The sequence below is a fragment of the Collimonas sp. OK307 genome, assembly GCF_900113705.1.
In the GTDB taxonomy this organism is placed as follows: Bacteria; Pseudomonadota; Gammaproteobacteria; order Burkholderiales; family Burkholderiaceae_D; genus Collimonas.
Window position 1 is genome coordinate 352521 of sequence record NZ_FOQI01000001.1, and the last position, 16091, is coordinate 368611.

At 56.5% G+C, this 16091-nt stretch carries 11 protein-coding genes and 1 tRNA gene; 1 reads left to right on the top strand and 11 read right to left on the bottom strand.

All coding sequences use genetic code 11. The features are described 5' to 3' along the window. Positions 1–23: 23 nt before the first annotated feature. On the top strand, positions 24–1661 hold the full coding sequence (locus tag BM205_RS01570) for an acyl-CoA synthetase (protein WP_092411914.1): 1638 nt from the start codon (positions 24–26) through the stop codon (positions 1659–1661). A gap of 185 nt (positions 1662–1846) precedes the next feature. Here BM205_RS01570 and yjfF read toward each other — a convergent pair whose 3' ends face one another. From yjfF to BM205_RS01625, 11 genes are all read right to left on the bottom strand, one after another. After that, positions 1847–2851 (bottom strand): galactofuranose ABC transporter, permease protein YjfF, encoded by a 1005-nt coding sequence (yjfF, locus tag BM205_RS01575; RefSeq protein ID WP_092411915.1) that lies wholly within the window; start codon positions 2849–2851, stop codon positions 1847–1849. A gap of 8 nt (positions 2852–2859) precedes the next feature. Beyond that, positions 2860–4029, bottom strand: coding sequence for an ABC transporter permease (locus BM205_RS01580; protein ID WP_371326441.1), 1170 nt, complete (start codon positions 4027–4029; stop codon positions 2860–2862). Next, complete coding sequence (locus BM205_RS01585) at positions 4020–5576, bottom strand: sugar ABC transporter ATP-binding protein (RefSeq protein ID WP_092411916.1); 1557 nt, start codon at positions 5574–5576, stop codon at positions 4020–4022. Before BM205_RS01585 ends, BM205_RS01580 begins: the two co-directional genes overlap by 10 nt. Before the next feature lie 156 nt (positions 5577–5732). After that, a complete protein-coding gene (locus tag BM205_RS01590) occupies positions 5733–6701 on the bottom strand; it encodes an ABC transporter substrate-binding protein (protein WP_092411917.1) in 969 nt (322 codons plus the stop codon). Between the two features lie 373 nt (positions 6702–7074). Next, entirely contained in the window at positions 7075–8523 is a 1449-nt protein-coding gene (locus BM205_RS01595) for an AcvB/VirJ family lysyl-phosphatidylglycerol hydrolase (protein WP_254783688.1), read from the bottom strand. Continuing rightward, positions 8520–11138 carry a bifunctional lysylphosphatidylglycerol flippase/synthetase MprF gene (gene mprF / locus BM205_RS01600; protein WP_092411918.1) on the bottom strand — a complete coding sequence of 873 codons (2619 nt, stop codon included), beginning with the start codon at positions 11136–11138 and terminating at the stop codon, positions 8520–8522. Before mprF ends, BM205_RS01595 begins: the two co-directional genes overlap by 4 nt. A gap of 202 nt (positions 11139–11340) precedes the next feature. After that, positions 11341–11434 (bottom strand) — tRNA-Ser (locus tag BM205_RS01605). 135 nt (positions 11435–11569) lie between these two features. After that, positions 11570–12820: an aspartate kinase gene (locus BM205_RS01610; protein ID WP_092411919.1), complete on the bottom strand. Its 1251-nt coding sequence runs from the start codon at positions 12818–12820 to the stop codon at positions 11570–11572. Positions 12821–12946: 126 nt separating this feature from the next. After that, complete coding sequence (gene tilS / locus BM205_RS01615) at positions 12947–14383, bottom strand: tRNA lysidine(34) synthetase TilS (protein WP_092411920.1); 1437 nt, start codon at positions 14381–14383, stop codon at positions 12947–12949. Between the two features lie 2 nt (positions 14384–14385). Continuing rightward, entirely contained in the window at positions 14386–15360 is a 975-nt protein-coding gene (locus tag BM205_RS01620) for an acetyl-CoA carboxylase carboxyltransferase subunit alpha (protein ID WP_092411921.1), read from the bottom strand. Between the two features lie 77 nt (positions 15361–15437). Beyond that, on the bottom strand, positions 15438–16088 hold the full coding sequence (locus tag BM205_RS01625; RefSeq protein WP_092411922.1) for a DNA-3-methyladenine glycosylase family protein: 651 nt from the start codon (positions 16086–16088) through the stop codon (positions 15438–15440). Between the last annotated feature and the right edge of the window lie 3 nt (positions 16089–16091).

Genomic DNA, 16091 nt, shown 5'->3' on the forward strand with positions numbered 1-16091 from the left:
ATTCTTCAGGAGACAATAGCATCATGACGGTTGATTTCGACTCTGGCCTTGGCAAAAACCCTGCCAACTTCGCGGCACTGAGCCCGCTTGACCATATCGCGCGTTCCGCCGAAGTATACGGCAATCGTTTGGCTATCGTACACGGCCCGTTACGTCAAAACTGGCGCGACACTTACCTGCGCGCACGCAGGCTGGCCAGCGCGCTACGCAAAATGGGCGTGGAAAAAGGCGATACGGTTGCAGTGATGTTGCCGAATACACCCGCAATGGTGGAGGCGCATTTCGGTATACCGATGTCAGGCGCGGTACTGAATGCATTGAACATCCGCCTTGACCTGCCCTCCCTGGCATTCATGCTGCGCCATGGAGAGGCAAAGGTGCTACTGGCCGACAGTGAGTTCGCCGACGCCGCACGTCAGCTGGCGCAACAGATTCCGGGCTTGTATGTGGTTGCCGTAAACGACGTGCTCGGCCCCGATGATGTCATGCCATTTGGCAACACCGATTACGAAAGCCTGCTCGCGGGCGGCGATGCCGATTTCCAATGGGAGCTGCCAGCAGACGAATGGGACGCCATTGCGCTGAATTACACATCCGGCACCACTGGCGATCCTAAAGGCGTGGTGTATCACCATCGTGGCGCCGCGCTGAACGCAATATCGAATATCCTGGAATGGGACATGCCCAAGCATGCGGTGTACCTTTGGACGCTACCGATGTTCCATTGCAACGGCTGGTGTTTTCCCTGGACGATTGCAGCCCGTGCCGGCGTCAACATCTGCCTGCGAAAATTCGAACCGAAACTGGTATTTGACCTGATTCGCGAACATGGCGTTACCCACTATTGCGCCGCGCCGATTGTGCATGCCGCATTGGCCAATGCGCCGGAAAGCTGGCGCGAGGGACTGCCAGGCAAGGTCCGCGGCATGGTCGCGGGCGCACCGCCGCCAACGGCCATACTAGCCAAGATAGAAGCCATGGGTTTCGATTTGATACATTCCTACGGCCTGACCGAAGTGTACGGCCCTGCCGCCATCTGCGCCGAGCAGGAAGAATGGGCCGCACTGTCGCAAGATGCACGTGCCGTCAAGAAATCGCATCAGGGAGTACGCTATCACCTGCAAGGCGCTATAGCCGTGCTCGACCCGGATACCATGCGGCCGGTGCAAGCCGATGGCCAGGAAATCGGCGAAATCATGTTTCGCGGGAATATCTGCATGAAAGGCTATCTGAAAAACCAGAAAGCCACGCAAGATGCATTTGCGGGCGGCTGGTTCCATACCGGCGATCTCGGCGTCATGAGCGTGGACGGTTATATCAAAATCAAGGACCGCAGCAAGGACATCATCATTTCCGGCGGCGAAAACATTTCAAGCGTCGAGGTCGAAGATGCCCTGTATCAACATTCCGACGTACTGGCTGCAGCGGTCATCGCGCAACCGGATCAAAAATGGGGAGAAACGCCCTGCGCCTTTGTCGAGCTAAAGGAAGGGAGCAACCTCAATGAAGAAACGTTGATCGCATTCTGCAAGAACATCCTGGCCGGCTTCAAGGTTCCAAAAACCATTTACTTCGGATCCCTGCCTAAAACATCCACCGGCAAGATTCAGAAATTCGAACTGCGCAAGCGCATGAAATCGGATTCAGCTATCGATGTGTAACGCCTGGCATTAATGCTACGGCTGGCCCTGCCCAGGACCGCGCTGTCAGTCGACGCAACAATTTACCCTTGCTGGAGGTGACTTTTCACGCGTCTGGATTGGATTGGGATAAGGTCGTGAATCTATAATGTATACCGTTCTCCGGCACTGGTGTCTTCGTTAAACGTACGTGGTTCATTTGCCGATCAAGCCGCCGCCGCTGCTGGCGGCGCCGATGTCCCGCTAGCCGCTCCCAAAGACAGCAAACGCTGCGCCATGCAAAAAACGAACAGCAGCACGCCGATCACAATCTTGGTCCACCATGAACTCAATGTCCCGTCGAATGCAATCAAGGTCTGGATCAGGCCGAGGATGAGCACGCCGGTCAGCGTGCCGGCGACATAGCCGTAGCCGCCGGTAAGCAAGGTACCGCCGATCACCACGGCGGCGATAGCATCCAGTTCCGTGCCCTGCGCATGCAAGCCGTAACCGGACAACATGTAGAACGAGAACAGGACGCCGGCCAGGGCCGCGCAAAATCCGCTGAAGGCGTACACCATCACTTTAGTGCGCCCCACCGCCAATCCCATCAGCAGCGCCGACTGCTCGTTGCCGCCGATGGCATACACCGCGCGCCCGAAGCGCGTGTAGTGGGCGATGTAGATTGCCACCGCAAGCATCAGCATCGCGATCACTACGCTAGGCGAGACGAAGGCGCCCAGAAATTCGATGCGGGCTTGCGACAGGGTCACATACAAGGGCTGGTCGATCGTAATCGAATTGATGCTGATCAGGTAGCACAAGCCGCGCGCCAGGAACATGCCGGCCAACGTGACGATGAATGCCTGCAGTTTGAAAAAATGTATCATTGCGCCCATCAGCGCGCCGAACGCGCTGCCGATCACCAGCACGCAGCCGATCACCAGCAGTGGCGGCCAATGCCATGACTGCAGCAGGTAGGCCGAGATCATGGTAGTCAAGGCCAGCACCGAACCGACCGACAGATCGATGCCGCCGGATAAAATGACAAAGGTCATGCCGATGGCAATCACCAGCAGGAATGCGTTGTCGATCAGCAGATTTAACACCACCTGCAAAGAGAAAAATCCGTTATAGGTGAACGATCCCAGGGCAAACATCACGACTAGCAAGGCTACTGTCGCCAGCGAAGTGAAGTAAGGAGACGACAGTGACTTGCGAAAAAATCTCATCGTAGGTTTCATTTCTTTTTACCGTTAGAAGAGCGCGACCGGCCAGCGCCGCCAAGCAGTTCCGTCCCCAATCCGCGAAACTCAGGCGATTGCGACAGGCACACCGCGAACACCACCACCGACTTCACCACCATGTTCACCTCCGGCGGCACGCCCATCGAATAAATCGTATAGGTCAGCGCCTGGATGATCAACGCACCGATGACGCTGCCGACCAGGCTGAATTTTCCACCGGCCAGAGAAGTACCGCCCAGCGTTACCGCCAGAATCGCATCCAGCTCCAGCAGCAAGCCGGCGTTGTTGGCGTCTGCGCTCTTGATATTGGAACTGATCATCAATCCCGCGACACCGGCGCAGGCGCTGCAAAACATGTAGACGAAAAAGATCAAGGCTGCAGTCCTGATGCCGGCCAGCCGCGCCGCCACCGGGTTGATGCCGACCGTCTGGATGAACAGGCCCAGCGCGGTTTTACGCATCAGCAGCGCAACCGCAATAAATACGCCTATGGCGATAAACAGAGAAAACGGCAAGCCGAGCAGATAGCCGCTGCCAACATAGAAAAACGGTTTGTAGTACACCGTGATGATCTGGCCGTCGGTCAGTAATTGCGCCAGTCCGCGCCCGCCCACCATCAGGATCAAGGTCGCTATGATCGGCTGCAAACCGAGCGTGGCCACCAGGAAGCCGTTCCACACACCGCACAGGATGGCCGCCCCCATGGCGGCGGCAAGCGCCCATATCATGGGTATCCGGCTGGCATATTCCGGTACGCCGTTGTGCATCTCCATCGTGCCGCCTATCAGTAGTGCGGCAACGGTGCCGGAGATGGCCACCACCGCACCCACGGAAATATCGATGCCGCGCGTTGCGATTACCAGGGTCATGCCGAGTGCCGTCAGTATCAAAGGCGCAGCACGGTTGACGATATCGATCAAGCTGCCGTACAGGTGGCCGTCTTTCCATTCAAGCCGGAAAAATCCCGGAATCATGAAAAAATCGACTGCCAGCAGCAGCGCCAATGCCGCCAGCGGCCGTAGCAACGGGTGACGCAATAGCAATCGCAAAGATGTTGATGAGTCTGGGGCAGCCTCGTTCTGCAACCTGGCGCCGGATAGCGGATCGTGACTCATCGGATCGTGATTCACAGGATTGGAATTCAACGGAATGCTCATGCGCACTCTCCTGCGATCACCTGCAACACCGATTCGTCGTCGAGCTCGCCACGCGAATACTCGCCGCAGGCCTGGCGATCGCGCAATACCAGCATGCGGTCGCTGCAGCGTAGCACCTCGGGGATTTCGGATGAAATAAACAGGATCGCCATGCCCTTGCGGCACAGGGCGATGACGTGATCCATGATCTCTTGCTTGGCGCGGACATCGATGCCGCGTGTAGGCTCATCTAATATCAGCATCGCGGGATCTGTAGCAAGCCAGCGCGCCAGCAAGGCTTTCTGCTGGTTGCCGCCGGACAGGGAGCTGATCGGCGCCTCGATATCCGGCGTCTTGATGCCTAGCCATTTGACGTAATCGTTGGCAATCGCTTGCTGGCGCTTACGCGGAATGACGCGCAGCAAACCGATGCGCGCCTGCAGCGCCAGGATGATGTTTTCTCGCACCGACAGTGCAAGTATCGCGCCTTCCGCTTTTCTATCTTCGGAGCAAAAACCGATACCGGCTGCGATGGCGTCACGCGGCGAGTTGAATCTGACGGCTTTACCTTTCACCGATATGCTGCCGCTATCGGCTTTGTCGGCGCCGAACAGCAACCGCGCGGCCTCGGTTCTGCCGGAACCAAGCAAACCGCAAAACCCGAATACCTCTCCGGCACGAAAATCCAGGTCCAGCGGTGCAAGTATTCCTTTGCGGCCCAGTCCGTGCGCCTGCAACACAGTTTCGCCGGCGCCTGCCGCGCGTGGCTCTCTATCAGCGCCGACTACCTCCGCCGCTGGCCGCGTCTGCAAGCCAACCATTTTATTCACCAGATCGAAACGACTCAACGCACTGGCCATGTACTCGCCTTCGAGAACGCCGTTGCGCAATACCGTGATACGGTCCGAAATTTCGTAGGTCTGTTCCAGGAAATGCGTCACGAACAGGATCGCCATGCCCTGCCCTCGCAGCTTGCGCAAAACGTCAAACAACAAACGCACTTCAGCCTCATCCAGGCTGGAGGTAGGTTCATCGAGAATCAAGACTTTGGCGGAGACGCTCAGCGCGCGTGAAATCGCCACCATCTGCTGGATCGCCAATGGATACCGGTCCAGGGACGCCGTCACATCGATATGGATTTGCAGGTCGCCTAGCAGGCGCTGCGCCTGCTGCTGCATGGTTTTCCAGTCTATGCCGGTATATTTTCCGGGATAACGGCCGATAAAAATATTCTCAGCGACCGACAAGTTCGGACACAGGTTGACTTCCTGATACACCGTGCTGATGCCGAGATTCTGTGCCTCATGGGTTGAAGACGGCTGTATGGCATTGCCGTCCAGGCGGATCTCGCCGCTGTCGGGCGCATAGACGCCGGTCAGTACTTTGATGAGAGTGGATTTGCCGGCGCCGTTTTGTCCCATCAGGGTATGCACTTCCCCGGGGTACAGACGTAAAGCGACATCGCTAAGCGCTTTCACGCCGCCGAATGCTTTATAGATACCGTTTAATTCCAGCGTCGGTGAAACCCCGCCGTTCGCTGCTTGAGCAGAAGCGCCTGTTACCGTTTTATTCATCCGCTTGCGATCCCGAATTTCTCACGCGCAGTCCTGGAGACCTGCGCATGCCTGCAAAACTCTACGTCAATACGGCGGACGGGCGAGTTGCCCGCCGCCTGCAGCAACTGATTTGCCAAACTTATGGCTCAGTATCCGGTACTTAACTAGTACCGGTTAGTACTTGCGGTTTGGGAACTCCTTGGCTGCCACTTCGGCCGGGAATACGCTTTCTTCCGTCGTAATGCGCTTAGGAACGGTCTCGCCGGCAAGCACTTGTTTGGCCACCTTCATGAGCTGCGGTCCCAACAACGGGCTGCATTCGACGGTGACGTTGAGCTTGCCAGCCATCATTGCTTCAAATGCGCCTTTAACGCCGTCGACCGAGATCACCAGGATATCCTTGCCAGGTTTCAGACCCGCCTCTTCAATGGCCTGGATAGCGCCGATCGCCATGTCGTCATTGTGCGCGTATAAAACATTGATTTTTTTACCATCTGTCTTGAGGAAGGCTTCCATCACTTCCTTACCCTTGGCCCGGGTGAAATCGCCAGTTTGCGAGCGGATGATCTTCAGATGAGGATTAGCGGCGATGGTTTCTGCAAAACCTGCCTTGCGGTCGATCGCAGGGGCGGAGCCGACTGTCCCTTGCAATTCAACGATATTGATATCGCCGGCGGGCATGGTCTTGGCCCGTTCCAGCAACCAGCGGCCGGCGCGACGGCCTTCTTCAACGAAATCGGAACCGATGAAAGTTACATACAGAGACTTGTCGCTGACGTCGACCGCACGATCGGTGAGGATCACCGGGATCTTGGCAGCTTTTGCTTCGCGCAGAACAGTGTCCCAGCCCGATTCAACTACCGGAGAAAATGCAATGACGTCAACCTTTTGCGCGATGAAGGAACGAATCGCCTTCACCTGGTTTTCCTGCTTTTGCTGCGCATCGGCGAACTTGAGCGTGACGCCAGCCTGTTTTGCCGCATCCTTGATCGACGCGGTATTTGCGGTGCGCCACTCGCTTTCGGCGCCGACCTGGGAAAAACCAAGCACCAGCGGTTTTTCAGCAAATGCGCTACCGGCAATTCCCAATCCCAGGCCCAGGTAAAGGGTTGCGCTCAATATAGTTCGGCGTGTCATTTTCATTGCTAGTCTCCGTTATTATGTTTTTGGATAGATAAAATCTTTGAAGGGCGGGACCCATACTAGGAGCTAATCCGGCCATTTTCCAATGAATTTTTTGAGGTTACAGATACGTGTTTGAGTATCTGTGCGGCAATGCCGGGGCATTCGCTTGTCGGCTGATACAGAGAGACCAGGCGCATTTTGGACAAAAAAAAAGCCCGCTAACTTTCGTTGCGGGCTGAATCCAAACCTTGAGAGGTGTTGGAGGAGACGAGAGCACTATATCGCACCGCAACATATCAGTCTGCTTGATTGTTGTGATACCTGATATTCACCAGATAAATAGTGTGATAATTAAATAGTGTAACGAGGCGCGGGACCACGAGTTACCGCGTTACTTACGCGCCGCGTCCAGGATCATGCCGGCCAGGCGCTCGTAGTTGCCGTCGAAATGATGACCGCCGGTCAGCTTCAGCAATTTGACGCGGCTTGCATCCAGGCTCGGGCAGGCGGAATCGGTTTCTTCGCTACCGTAGATGCACATTGCCAGGCCGGCAGGCAGTTTTGCGACTTCGGGCGGAATCGGCAGGCCGTCATTGACGGAACTGACCCAGTTGGCCAGATGAAACTGGAAATCGGCTTTTTTACCCAGGCCCATCATCGCTACCAACGGCACGGACGCTAGCGCCTTGCCCGACAAGCGGCTAGCCACAAACGGCAAGACATCGGCTCCTTGCGAATAACCGATCAATATCACTTTGCTTTTCTTCCAGCGCGCCATATAAAACTGCATCAGGCGTTCCACATCTTTCGCGGTCGATGCCGGGGTACGCGTGCTCCAAAAATAGCGTAGCGAATCAATGCCGACTACCGCCACACCGCGCTTCGAGAGCGCGGTCGCGACATCACGGTCGATCCCCGCCCAGCCGCCATCGCCGCTGATCAAGATGACCATGGTGTCGGCATCACGGCCAGGTGCGGATTGGCCCAGTGCGGCAACCTCGACCACCGGCAGATCGGACACCGCTGCAGGTGGTGCTTGCACCACTACAGCTTGTTTTGCATTCAGGCTGGCATAGACCGCTTTCAACTGCGCCAATCCGCCTTGGTCCGTGCCGGGCACCGTAATCACTTCTGCGCCAGCGACACCGCTGGCAAAGGTACGCGCAACGCTAGCTTCGCAATGCCCTGTCCCGGTGGATTTTTCGTCGAGCAAGATGCGCCAGGCTGCGGGCAACCTGGAGACCGGCAACAGATCCACGCCCTTGCCTTTTGCGTGCGGTTTGAAATGCACGTTCTCACCTTTGCAGAGCGGTTTTCGCAAACTCAAGGCGGGACAGAATCCCAGCGATACGGCGCCGCCGAAAGTGTTCGCAGGCGCTTGTGCCAACATGGCGTAGGCAAAGCTCGCGCCGGAACCTTCTCCCACCAGAAGCGGCGGATAATATCCCGGTACTTTTTCATAGGCTTGCACGAAGCGGCTCAGGTTTTCCAGATCGCCATCAGGAAATGCGCAGTCGCCGCCGTCGGCATTGAGGCTGGCAAATAGTTGCTGCGTGCTGATGCCAGCCACCAAAGCACCTTGCTGCGCCAGGGCCTGCGCCTTATCGGCGGCGCTCTTGTCCCAGCCGGCATCGCCGGACAGAAGCAAGACGACGCCATTGATTGCTGCCTCCGGCCGGTAGACTTCAATATTCTTGAAGCGGCCGTGGCTTAAGCTGTGGTGCGCGTCGCTGGCGCTCGTGGCATTGGCTGCATTTGCCGCATTGCCGATGAGCGCCATTGCGCACAACGCCAGGCATATGAATTTCCGTTTCAGATCCAGATCCCGATTTGGACTCATTTACTGATGGCTCCCTTAAGGCCGCCGCTGATCAGCGCGGCGGTATCGGTGAAAGCGAACAACGGTCCCAGGCCGCCCTTGGTTACCAGGTAACGCGCCTCCCACACCGGATCGAACTTGTCTTTGAAATTGCGCAGCCCACGGAAGTTATAGAAACGCCCGCCGTGCATGAACAACATGCGGCCAAAGCGCTGCCAACGCGGCGCCAGCTGATGATCTTTCATGCCCGACATCGGCGCCATGCCCAGCCCGAAATGCTGAAAACCCCGCTCCTTGAAATACAACATCAATTGAGAGAACAGGAAATCCATGGTGCCTGGAGGCGCATCCGGTAATTGCCGCATCAAATCGATGGCGGCTTCGATCCGCAATACTTCCGGGCACATCAAGCTGGCGAAGGCGATGATCTTACCCTCGCGGCGAATCACGGCAACCGGCTGACGCAGGATATAGGCTTCATCGAAACCACCTAGCGAAAAACTCTTTTCGCGCGTGTCTTGATCGGCAAGCCACGCATCGGAAACCACTTTGAGTTGATCCAGCAACGGCGGCAACTGTTCAACCGCCAGCATCTCGAAACTCAAGCCTTCGCGCTCGGCCCGATTGACGCCATGCCTGAGATTGGCGCGGCGCGGGCCTTGCAGGTTGAATTGATCCAGCGGCACGTAAGCCTCTTCACCCAGCTTATAAACCCGCAAACCGGCGTCCAGATATAGCGGCAAGGTTTGCGGCCGCACTTTGTAAAATGCCGCGCGGCCGCCATGGCCATCGGCCAGTTCGATAAAGCGCCAGATCAGCTCCGACCACTCTTTCTGCTCGCCAACCGGATCGGACAAGGCGACCCAGGAACGATTGTGCTTGGCAAACATGATGAAGCTGTTGCCGGAAGCAGAAAACAGCAGGCTTTTATCGCCCATCAAGGCCAGGCAGGCATCTGCCGCCGGCTGCTTGCGAACAATCTCGGCGGCGCGCTGCAACTCTGCTTCGCCCGGACGTTCGGCGTTACCCGTGGAGCGCCGGAACAATTGCCACAAGCCCAGGCCGAGGGCCATGACAGCCACCACCATCAGCGTCCGCATCGAGCGAGGTGCATAATCGTCAAACGCAAATTGCCACCACATGCGGTCGGCAAAATCAATATCGCGATAGGCGAACAACAATATCCAGCCGCAAGCCGCGAGTACGCAGGCAACCGCAATCATCCAGCCCGGTTCGAAGGTTTGTGAAAACAAAGACGAGCGGCGATCGAATTGTTTGCGCGAAATCACCAACAACGAGGCCAGCAGGAACAGCACGATGAATTCGGAAATCGCGATACCCTTAGGCAGCGCCAGGATCCCGGCGATCACCGTCAACACCAGCGAGGCCCACCAGGCCGCATCGAGCCGATGCAGTAAGCCACGAGCCAGGAACAGCATCGCCAAACCGGCCACGCTGCCGATCAGGTGCGATGCTTCCACTACAAATAGCGGCACATGCAGTCTCAGCAGTTCTTCAGCATGGCGAGTGGCAGGTGTCACGCCGGATATCAGCAGCATGGTGCCGGTCACCAGCGTCAACGCGGTGAGCAGCCATGGCGACAATTTCACCGCCGCGCGCGCTACCGGTGCGCCGACGCCGGAACGCATTTCAAATGCGGCGAGCAAGATCGTTGCCAACAACAGCGGCAGCAGGAAGTAGACACCCCGGTACAACAGCAAGGCGGCCGCGATATCACTGGTTGGCGCGTGATTGGCGCAAGCCAGCAAGATCACTGCTTCGAATACGCCGACGCCGCCCGGCACATGGCTGATCACGCCTAGCGCCATAGCTATCGCATAGAACGCGACGAAAGTCGGCAAATCGACCACCCCGCCAGGCAGCAAGAACCACAAGGTCGCTGCTGCGGCGCTCAAATCTACGGCCGAGATCAACAATTGGCGCATCGCCAGGCCGGCTTCCGGCAAACGCAAATTCCAGCGCCCGAACAACAGCACATCACGGCGTACGCGGCACAGGAGGATAAAAGCGGCAACGCCCAGCAGCACCAGGCTGGCGATCGCTCGCAACAGCCAGCTCGGAATATGCGCCAGCGCCTGGACCTGCGGCGCCCCCCACAGCAAGCCGATGGCGCCGAAAGTAGTCATGCCGAGGCCGAATGCGCCGGCATTGAAGGCGATGGCCTGCGCCACCTGCGACGCTTCGACGCCGCTCGCGGTGTACAAGCGCATGCGTATCGTGCCGCCGGTCAGCACCCCGAGTCCTACGGTATTGCCAAGTGCGTAGGCAATGAATGAGGTGAGGCCGATGGTGGTCCCTTTGACCTTGGCGCCGACGTACCGCAAGCTTGACACATCGTAGCCGGCCAGCGACAGATAACTGACCGCCGTCGCCAGCACCGCCAGTAAAAGATTGCTCAGCGGCGTATGTTTGACCGCATGCACGATGCTGCGATAGTGCACATCGGCGAGCAAGGTATGCAAGGACTTGAATACCATGGCGCCCAGGATCAGCACCACCAGCACCGTCAGCCAGAAGCGCCAGCTTACGCCCGTCTTCTGGACAACAGGAGTGGCATCAAGACTAGCGCCAAGTGTCGGATTGTCAGTTTGGGATGGGGATGAGTGATGTGCCATGAAACCTTTATCTATCCGGCTGAACCTCGATCAGTTCAGCCGTTGACTGCTGTAATAACTGATAAGAGCCAGTTTACAAAGCAAGGTTCGCTACAGCAAGTAATAAATTGACAAAGAAAAGTCCTTCAAAAACAAAAAAACCGCATCAGCACGAGGCTAGAAGCGGCTTTTTGTACGTTCCCAAAATTGCAGAACATGTTCTTGGAGGAGGCGGTGGGAGTCGAACCCACGATACAGGTTTAAGCCCATATGCTTCCTTAGCAGGGAAGTGCCTTCGACCACTCGGCCACGCCTCCAAACTTAAACGGCTTTTTTACAACGCCGCGTTAAGGACACGAATAATAACTTTTCATGCGGTTTTGGTCAATAACGCCATGCAAGATTATCAGCTTTTTTCGAAAATTTTTTCGATTAAGCGCGATTAAGTGCAATTACGCGCTTTCCAGCCCGAAAGCCTTGTGCAAAGCACGCACTGCCAACTCCATGTACTTCTCGTCGATCAGTACCGAGATCTTGATTTCGGAGGTCGAAATCATCTGGATATTGATGCCCTCTTCGGCCAGGGTGCGGAACATTTGCGAAGCGATGCCGACATGGCTGCGCATGCCTACGCCCACTACCGACACTTTCGACACCTTGGCGTCGCCAGTGATGCTGGCAGCACCGATGTGTGCCTTGACCTTCTCGTTCAAGACATCCATCGCCTTGGTGTACTCGCCGCGCGGCACGGTAAAGGTGAAGTCAGTTTTGCCGTCGACCGACTGATTCTGGATAATCATGTCGACTTCGATATTGGCGTCAGCGACTGCGCCAAGAATCTGGTAGGCGATGCCTGGGCGATCTGGCACGCCAAGTACGGTGATCTTGGTCTCGTCGCGATTGAACGCGATGCCGGTAATGGTGGCTTGTTCCATCTTGGTGTCTTCCTCAAACGAAATCAGGGTGCCGGAAATTGCTTCTTCTTCCAATGGCATTAATGGGTCAGTCAGCGAAGACAGTACGCGGGTTGGCATCTTGTAGTTGCCGGCAAATTCGACCGAGCGAATCTGCAGCACTTTAGAGCCCAGCGATGCCATCTCCAGCATTTCTTCAAAGGTTACGGTCTTCAGGCGGCGTGCATCCGATACTACGCGCGGGTCGGTGGTGTAGACACCGTCGACATCGGTATAGATCATGCACTCCGCGGCCTTCAGCGCAGCAGCCACGGCGACGGCCGACGTATCGGAACCGCCACGACCGAGGGTCGTGATATTACCCAATTCATCGACACCTTGGAAACCGGTGATGATCACCACTTTGCCGGCGTCCAGGTCTTGCCGCACCTTGACGTCGTCAATCGAACGAATCCGGGCTTTGGTGTGGGCCGAGTCGGTTTCAATGGCGACTTGCCAGCCGGCGTAGGAGACTGCGTCCTTGCCTATCGCATGCAGGGCCATGGCCAGCAAGGCGACCGATGCCTGCTCGCCGGTGGCGGCCAGCATATCGAGTTCGCGTGGATCGGGCTGGGCGGTAATTTCCTTTGCCAAGCCCAGGAGGCGGTTGGTTTCACCGGACATCGCGGAGGGCACCACGACGATTTGGTGGCCGGCGTCATGCCATTTGGCGACGCGCAGTGCGACATTCTTGATGCGCTCGGGTGAGCCCATCGAAGTGCCGCCGTATTTGTGGACAATTAAAGCCATAGGGAATGTAGGTGGGTGCTAGAAGCGGGTGTGGTGCAAAAAAATAAAATCAACCCTTTAATGTACCCGCAACAGCCGATTATGACAAGAGGCTTACCAGAGAGAAAGTGCTGCCGGTAACGTCGCTTAGCTTAAGATATCTTGCTTAAATGGAACTTCATCGGGTTGCCAGCGCAGACTGATATGCAGTCCCGGTTCGCTCGCCAATTGCAGGCAATCCATGCCAATGCCCGCCGCAAACAGAATCTGCTTGCCGCTGCTTACCAACGGCAGGCGTTCACGCTCCCAGGGCGGCACGTCGAAAGCCTGGTAATGATATTTGATGCTTTTTGTGGGGCGATTGAACGCCAGCTTGAGGCGCTCGCCACCGGAGCGATATTGAATTTGCAACGGTTGTACGCGCAGCCAGTCGGCAGCAATGCCCTGCTCTGCCTGGTCGAAATGCAGCACGCCGCCGAACTCAGGGAAACGCATTTCGGCTTCGCCGTTCCAGCGAAACGCTTGCGGTTCGATCTCGGAACGATCGATATCGTCGCGCGGCGTCAGGAACACACGGTTCCTGTGACGGCGGATATGGCAATCCGGATGCGTCACGCACAATTGCGCATCGGCTTTAGCTTCCAGCAATTGCTGGCGCATTTCACTCAGCCAGGCGCTGGACGGCATACGCAAATGATGCAAGCCGAACCAGTAGCGCAGCAGATTATCGATCCGCTCGCCGCTCAACTTCCGCACGTGCTCCAGATCGAGGCATGTGCCGTCGGCACAGAGGGCCATGTCTTGCGCCGCCAGGTCGATCAGCAAGCGTTGGGTGGTCTGCATGTGCCCGGAACTGCGCGAGAAACGCTCCTGGAATCCCGGGAAGTATTGGCTTAGCACCGGCATGACTTGCTGGCGCAAGGCGTTGCGGGCATAGCGTGGATCGTGATTTGACTCGTCTTCGATATACGTCAGCTGTTGGGTTGCGGCATATTTTGCTACATATTCTTCCAACGCTGCACGCGACACTTTCAGCAACGGCCGCGCCATCAGTAACTCGCTATCACCCAGCAAAGTCGGCGCCGTGTTCCAGCGATCCATGCCCGACAAGCCGGCCGCGCCGGAGCCGCGCAACAGTTGCAGCAGCACGGTCTCGGCCTGGTCATCCAGGTGATGCGCGGTCAAGAGTAAAGGAACCCGATGTTGGCGGCACAAGTCGCCCAGCGCGGCGTAGCGGCTGATGCGGGCCGCTTCTTCCACCCCGCTTTTGTCGCGATTGTGCAATTCGATACCCCGGGTATCGAATTCGACATTCAGCTTTGCGCAAGTCTCTGCACAATGGATTTGCCATTGATCTGCATTGGGGCTGAGGCCGTGGTGGATATGGAAGGCGAATAGCTTGATGCCATGCGCGCTGGCGTACTGTGCGGCCGCATGCAGCAGGACGCTGGAATCCAGCCCGCCGCTATAGGCAATTGCCAGCCGCGCCGGCTGCTGTTGAACCGTGGCAGGGAACGCTTGCGCGATCTCCGCCAGGGTAGCTTCCAGGTATGCGTAGATACTTGCAGTAGATGAATTCGACACGCCTATTCTGCAGCCAGTACTTCCTTGAACTTACCGTAGCTCATCAATTTTTCATGACGCGCATTCAAAAGATCCTTGGTCTTCACACCTTGGAACTGGCGCAAGGTATCCGCCAATGCGCGCTTCAACAGGGAAGCCATCTGCTTCGGATCCCGATGGGCGCCGCCCAATGGTTCGCTGACGATCTTGTCGATCAGGCCGACTGCTTTCAAGCGATGCGCGGTCAGGCCCAGGGCGTCGGCAGCATCGGATGCGCGCTCAGCGGTTTTCCACAGGATCGAGGCGCAACCTTCAGGCGAAATCACCGAATAAGTCGCATACTGCAGCATCAGGACTGCATCGCCGACCGCAATCGCCAACGCGCCGCCGGAGCCACCTTCGCCGATGATGGTGGCGATCAGCGGCACTTTCAATTCCGCCATCGCGTACAAATTGTGGCCGATAGCTTCCGATTGTCCGCGCTCTTCAGCATCGATGCCAGGGAACGCGCCAGGGGTATCGACAAAGGTGAAAATCGGCAGGCCGAATTTCTCTGCTACTTTCATCAGGCGCAAGGCCTTGCGATAACCTTCCGGCTTAGGCATGCCGAAATTACGCAATGCGCGCTCTTTCGTGTCGCGCCCCTTTTGATGGCCTATCACCATGCAAGCCTGGCCATTGAAGCGCGCCAGGCCGCCGACTATCGACTGGTCGTCGGCATAGGTACGATCGCCATGCAACTCATGGAAATCGGTGAATATTTCATTCACATAATCCATTGTGTATGGGCGTTGCGGATGACGTGAAATCTGAGAAACTTGCCAAGGAGTCAGTTTTGCGTAGATATCCTTGGTCAATTGCTGACTTTTTTTCGACAAACGGTCGATTTCTTCCGAAATATCTACCGCGGAGTCGTCCTGGACAAAACGCAGCTCTTCAATCTTGGCGTCTAACTCGGCAATCGGTTGTTCGAAGCCGAGAAATGTTGTTTTACTCATATTATTCCCTTGATTAAACTGCCACTGCCGATAATTTTACCCAAATAAGGTTACTTAAAACTAACATCGGCAATGACTTAATATTCTGCAGATACCGCATCCAGGCTACGCCATAGATACCAGGTCGCTACGGTGCGCCACGGCTCCCAGTTGGCAGATACCTCGCGTGCATCGCTACGCGAAACCGGCTCTCCTGAAAAATAGTTGACACTAATGCCTTTGAGCAACCCCAGGTCGTCCAAAGGCAAAATATTGGGCCGGAGCAAATTAAATATCAAAAACATCTCCGCTGTCCAGCGTCCGATGCCACGAATTTGCGTCAAATCCGCGATGACATCCTCATCGTCCATCTCTTGCCACTGCTCGGCATTGACCCGTTTCGCCTTGAAATGATCGGCCAGATCCAGAATATAGTCTGCTTTACGCTTAGACAATCCGCAAGCGGCAAGTTGCTCGGGGCCGGCTTTTAATACCTGGGCGGGAGTTGTCTTAGGACAGACTAACAGAAATTTTTGCCATACGGATTCCGCTGCCTTGACCGAAATCTGCTGGCCGACCACCGAGCGCGCCAGCGTGGTAAACGCCTCGCCGCGGCCAACCAGATGCAGGTCGCCGAATTGCGGAATCAGCTTGCGCATGATGCGGTCACGCTTCATCAACTCAACTTTGGCGTCTTCCCAATACGAAGGCACAAAGAAATTGTTGTCGACAGCTATCGCTTTTTGCATACG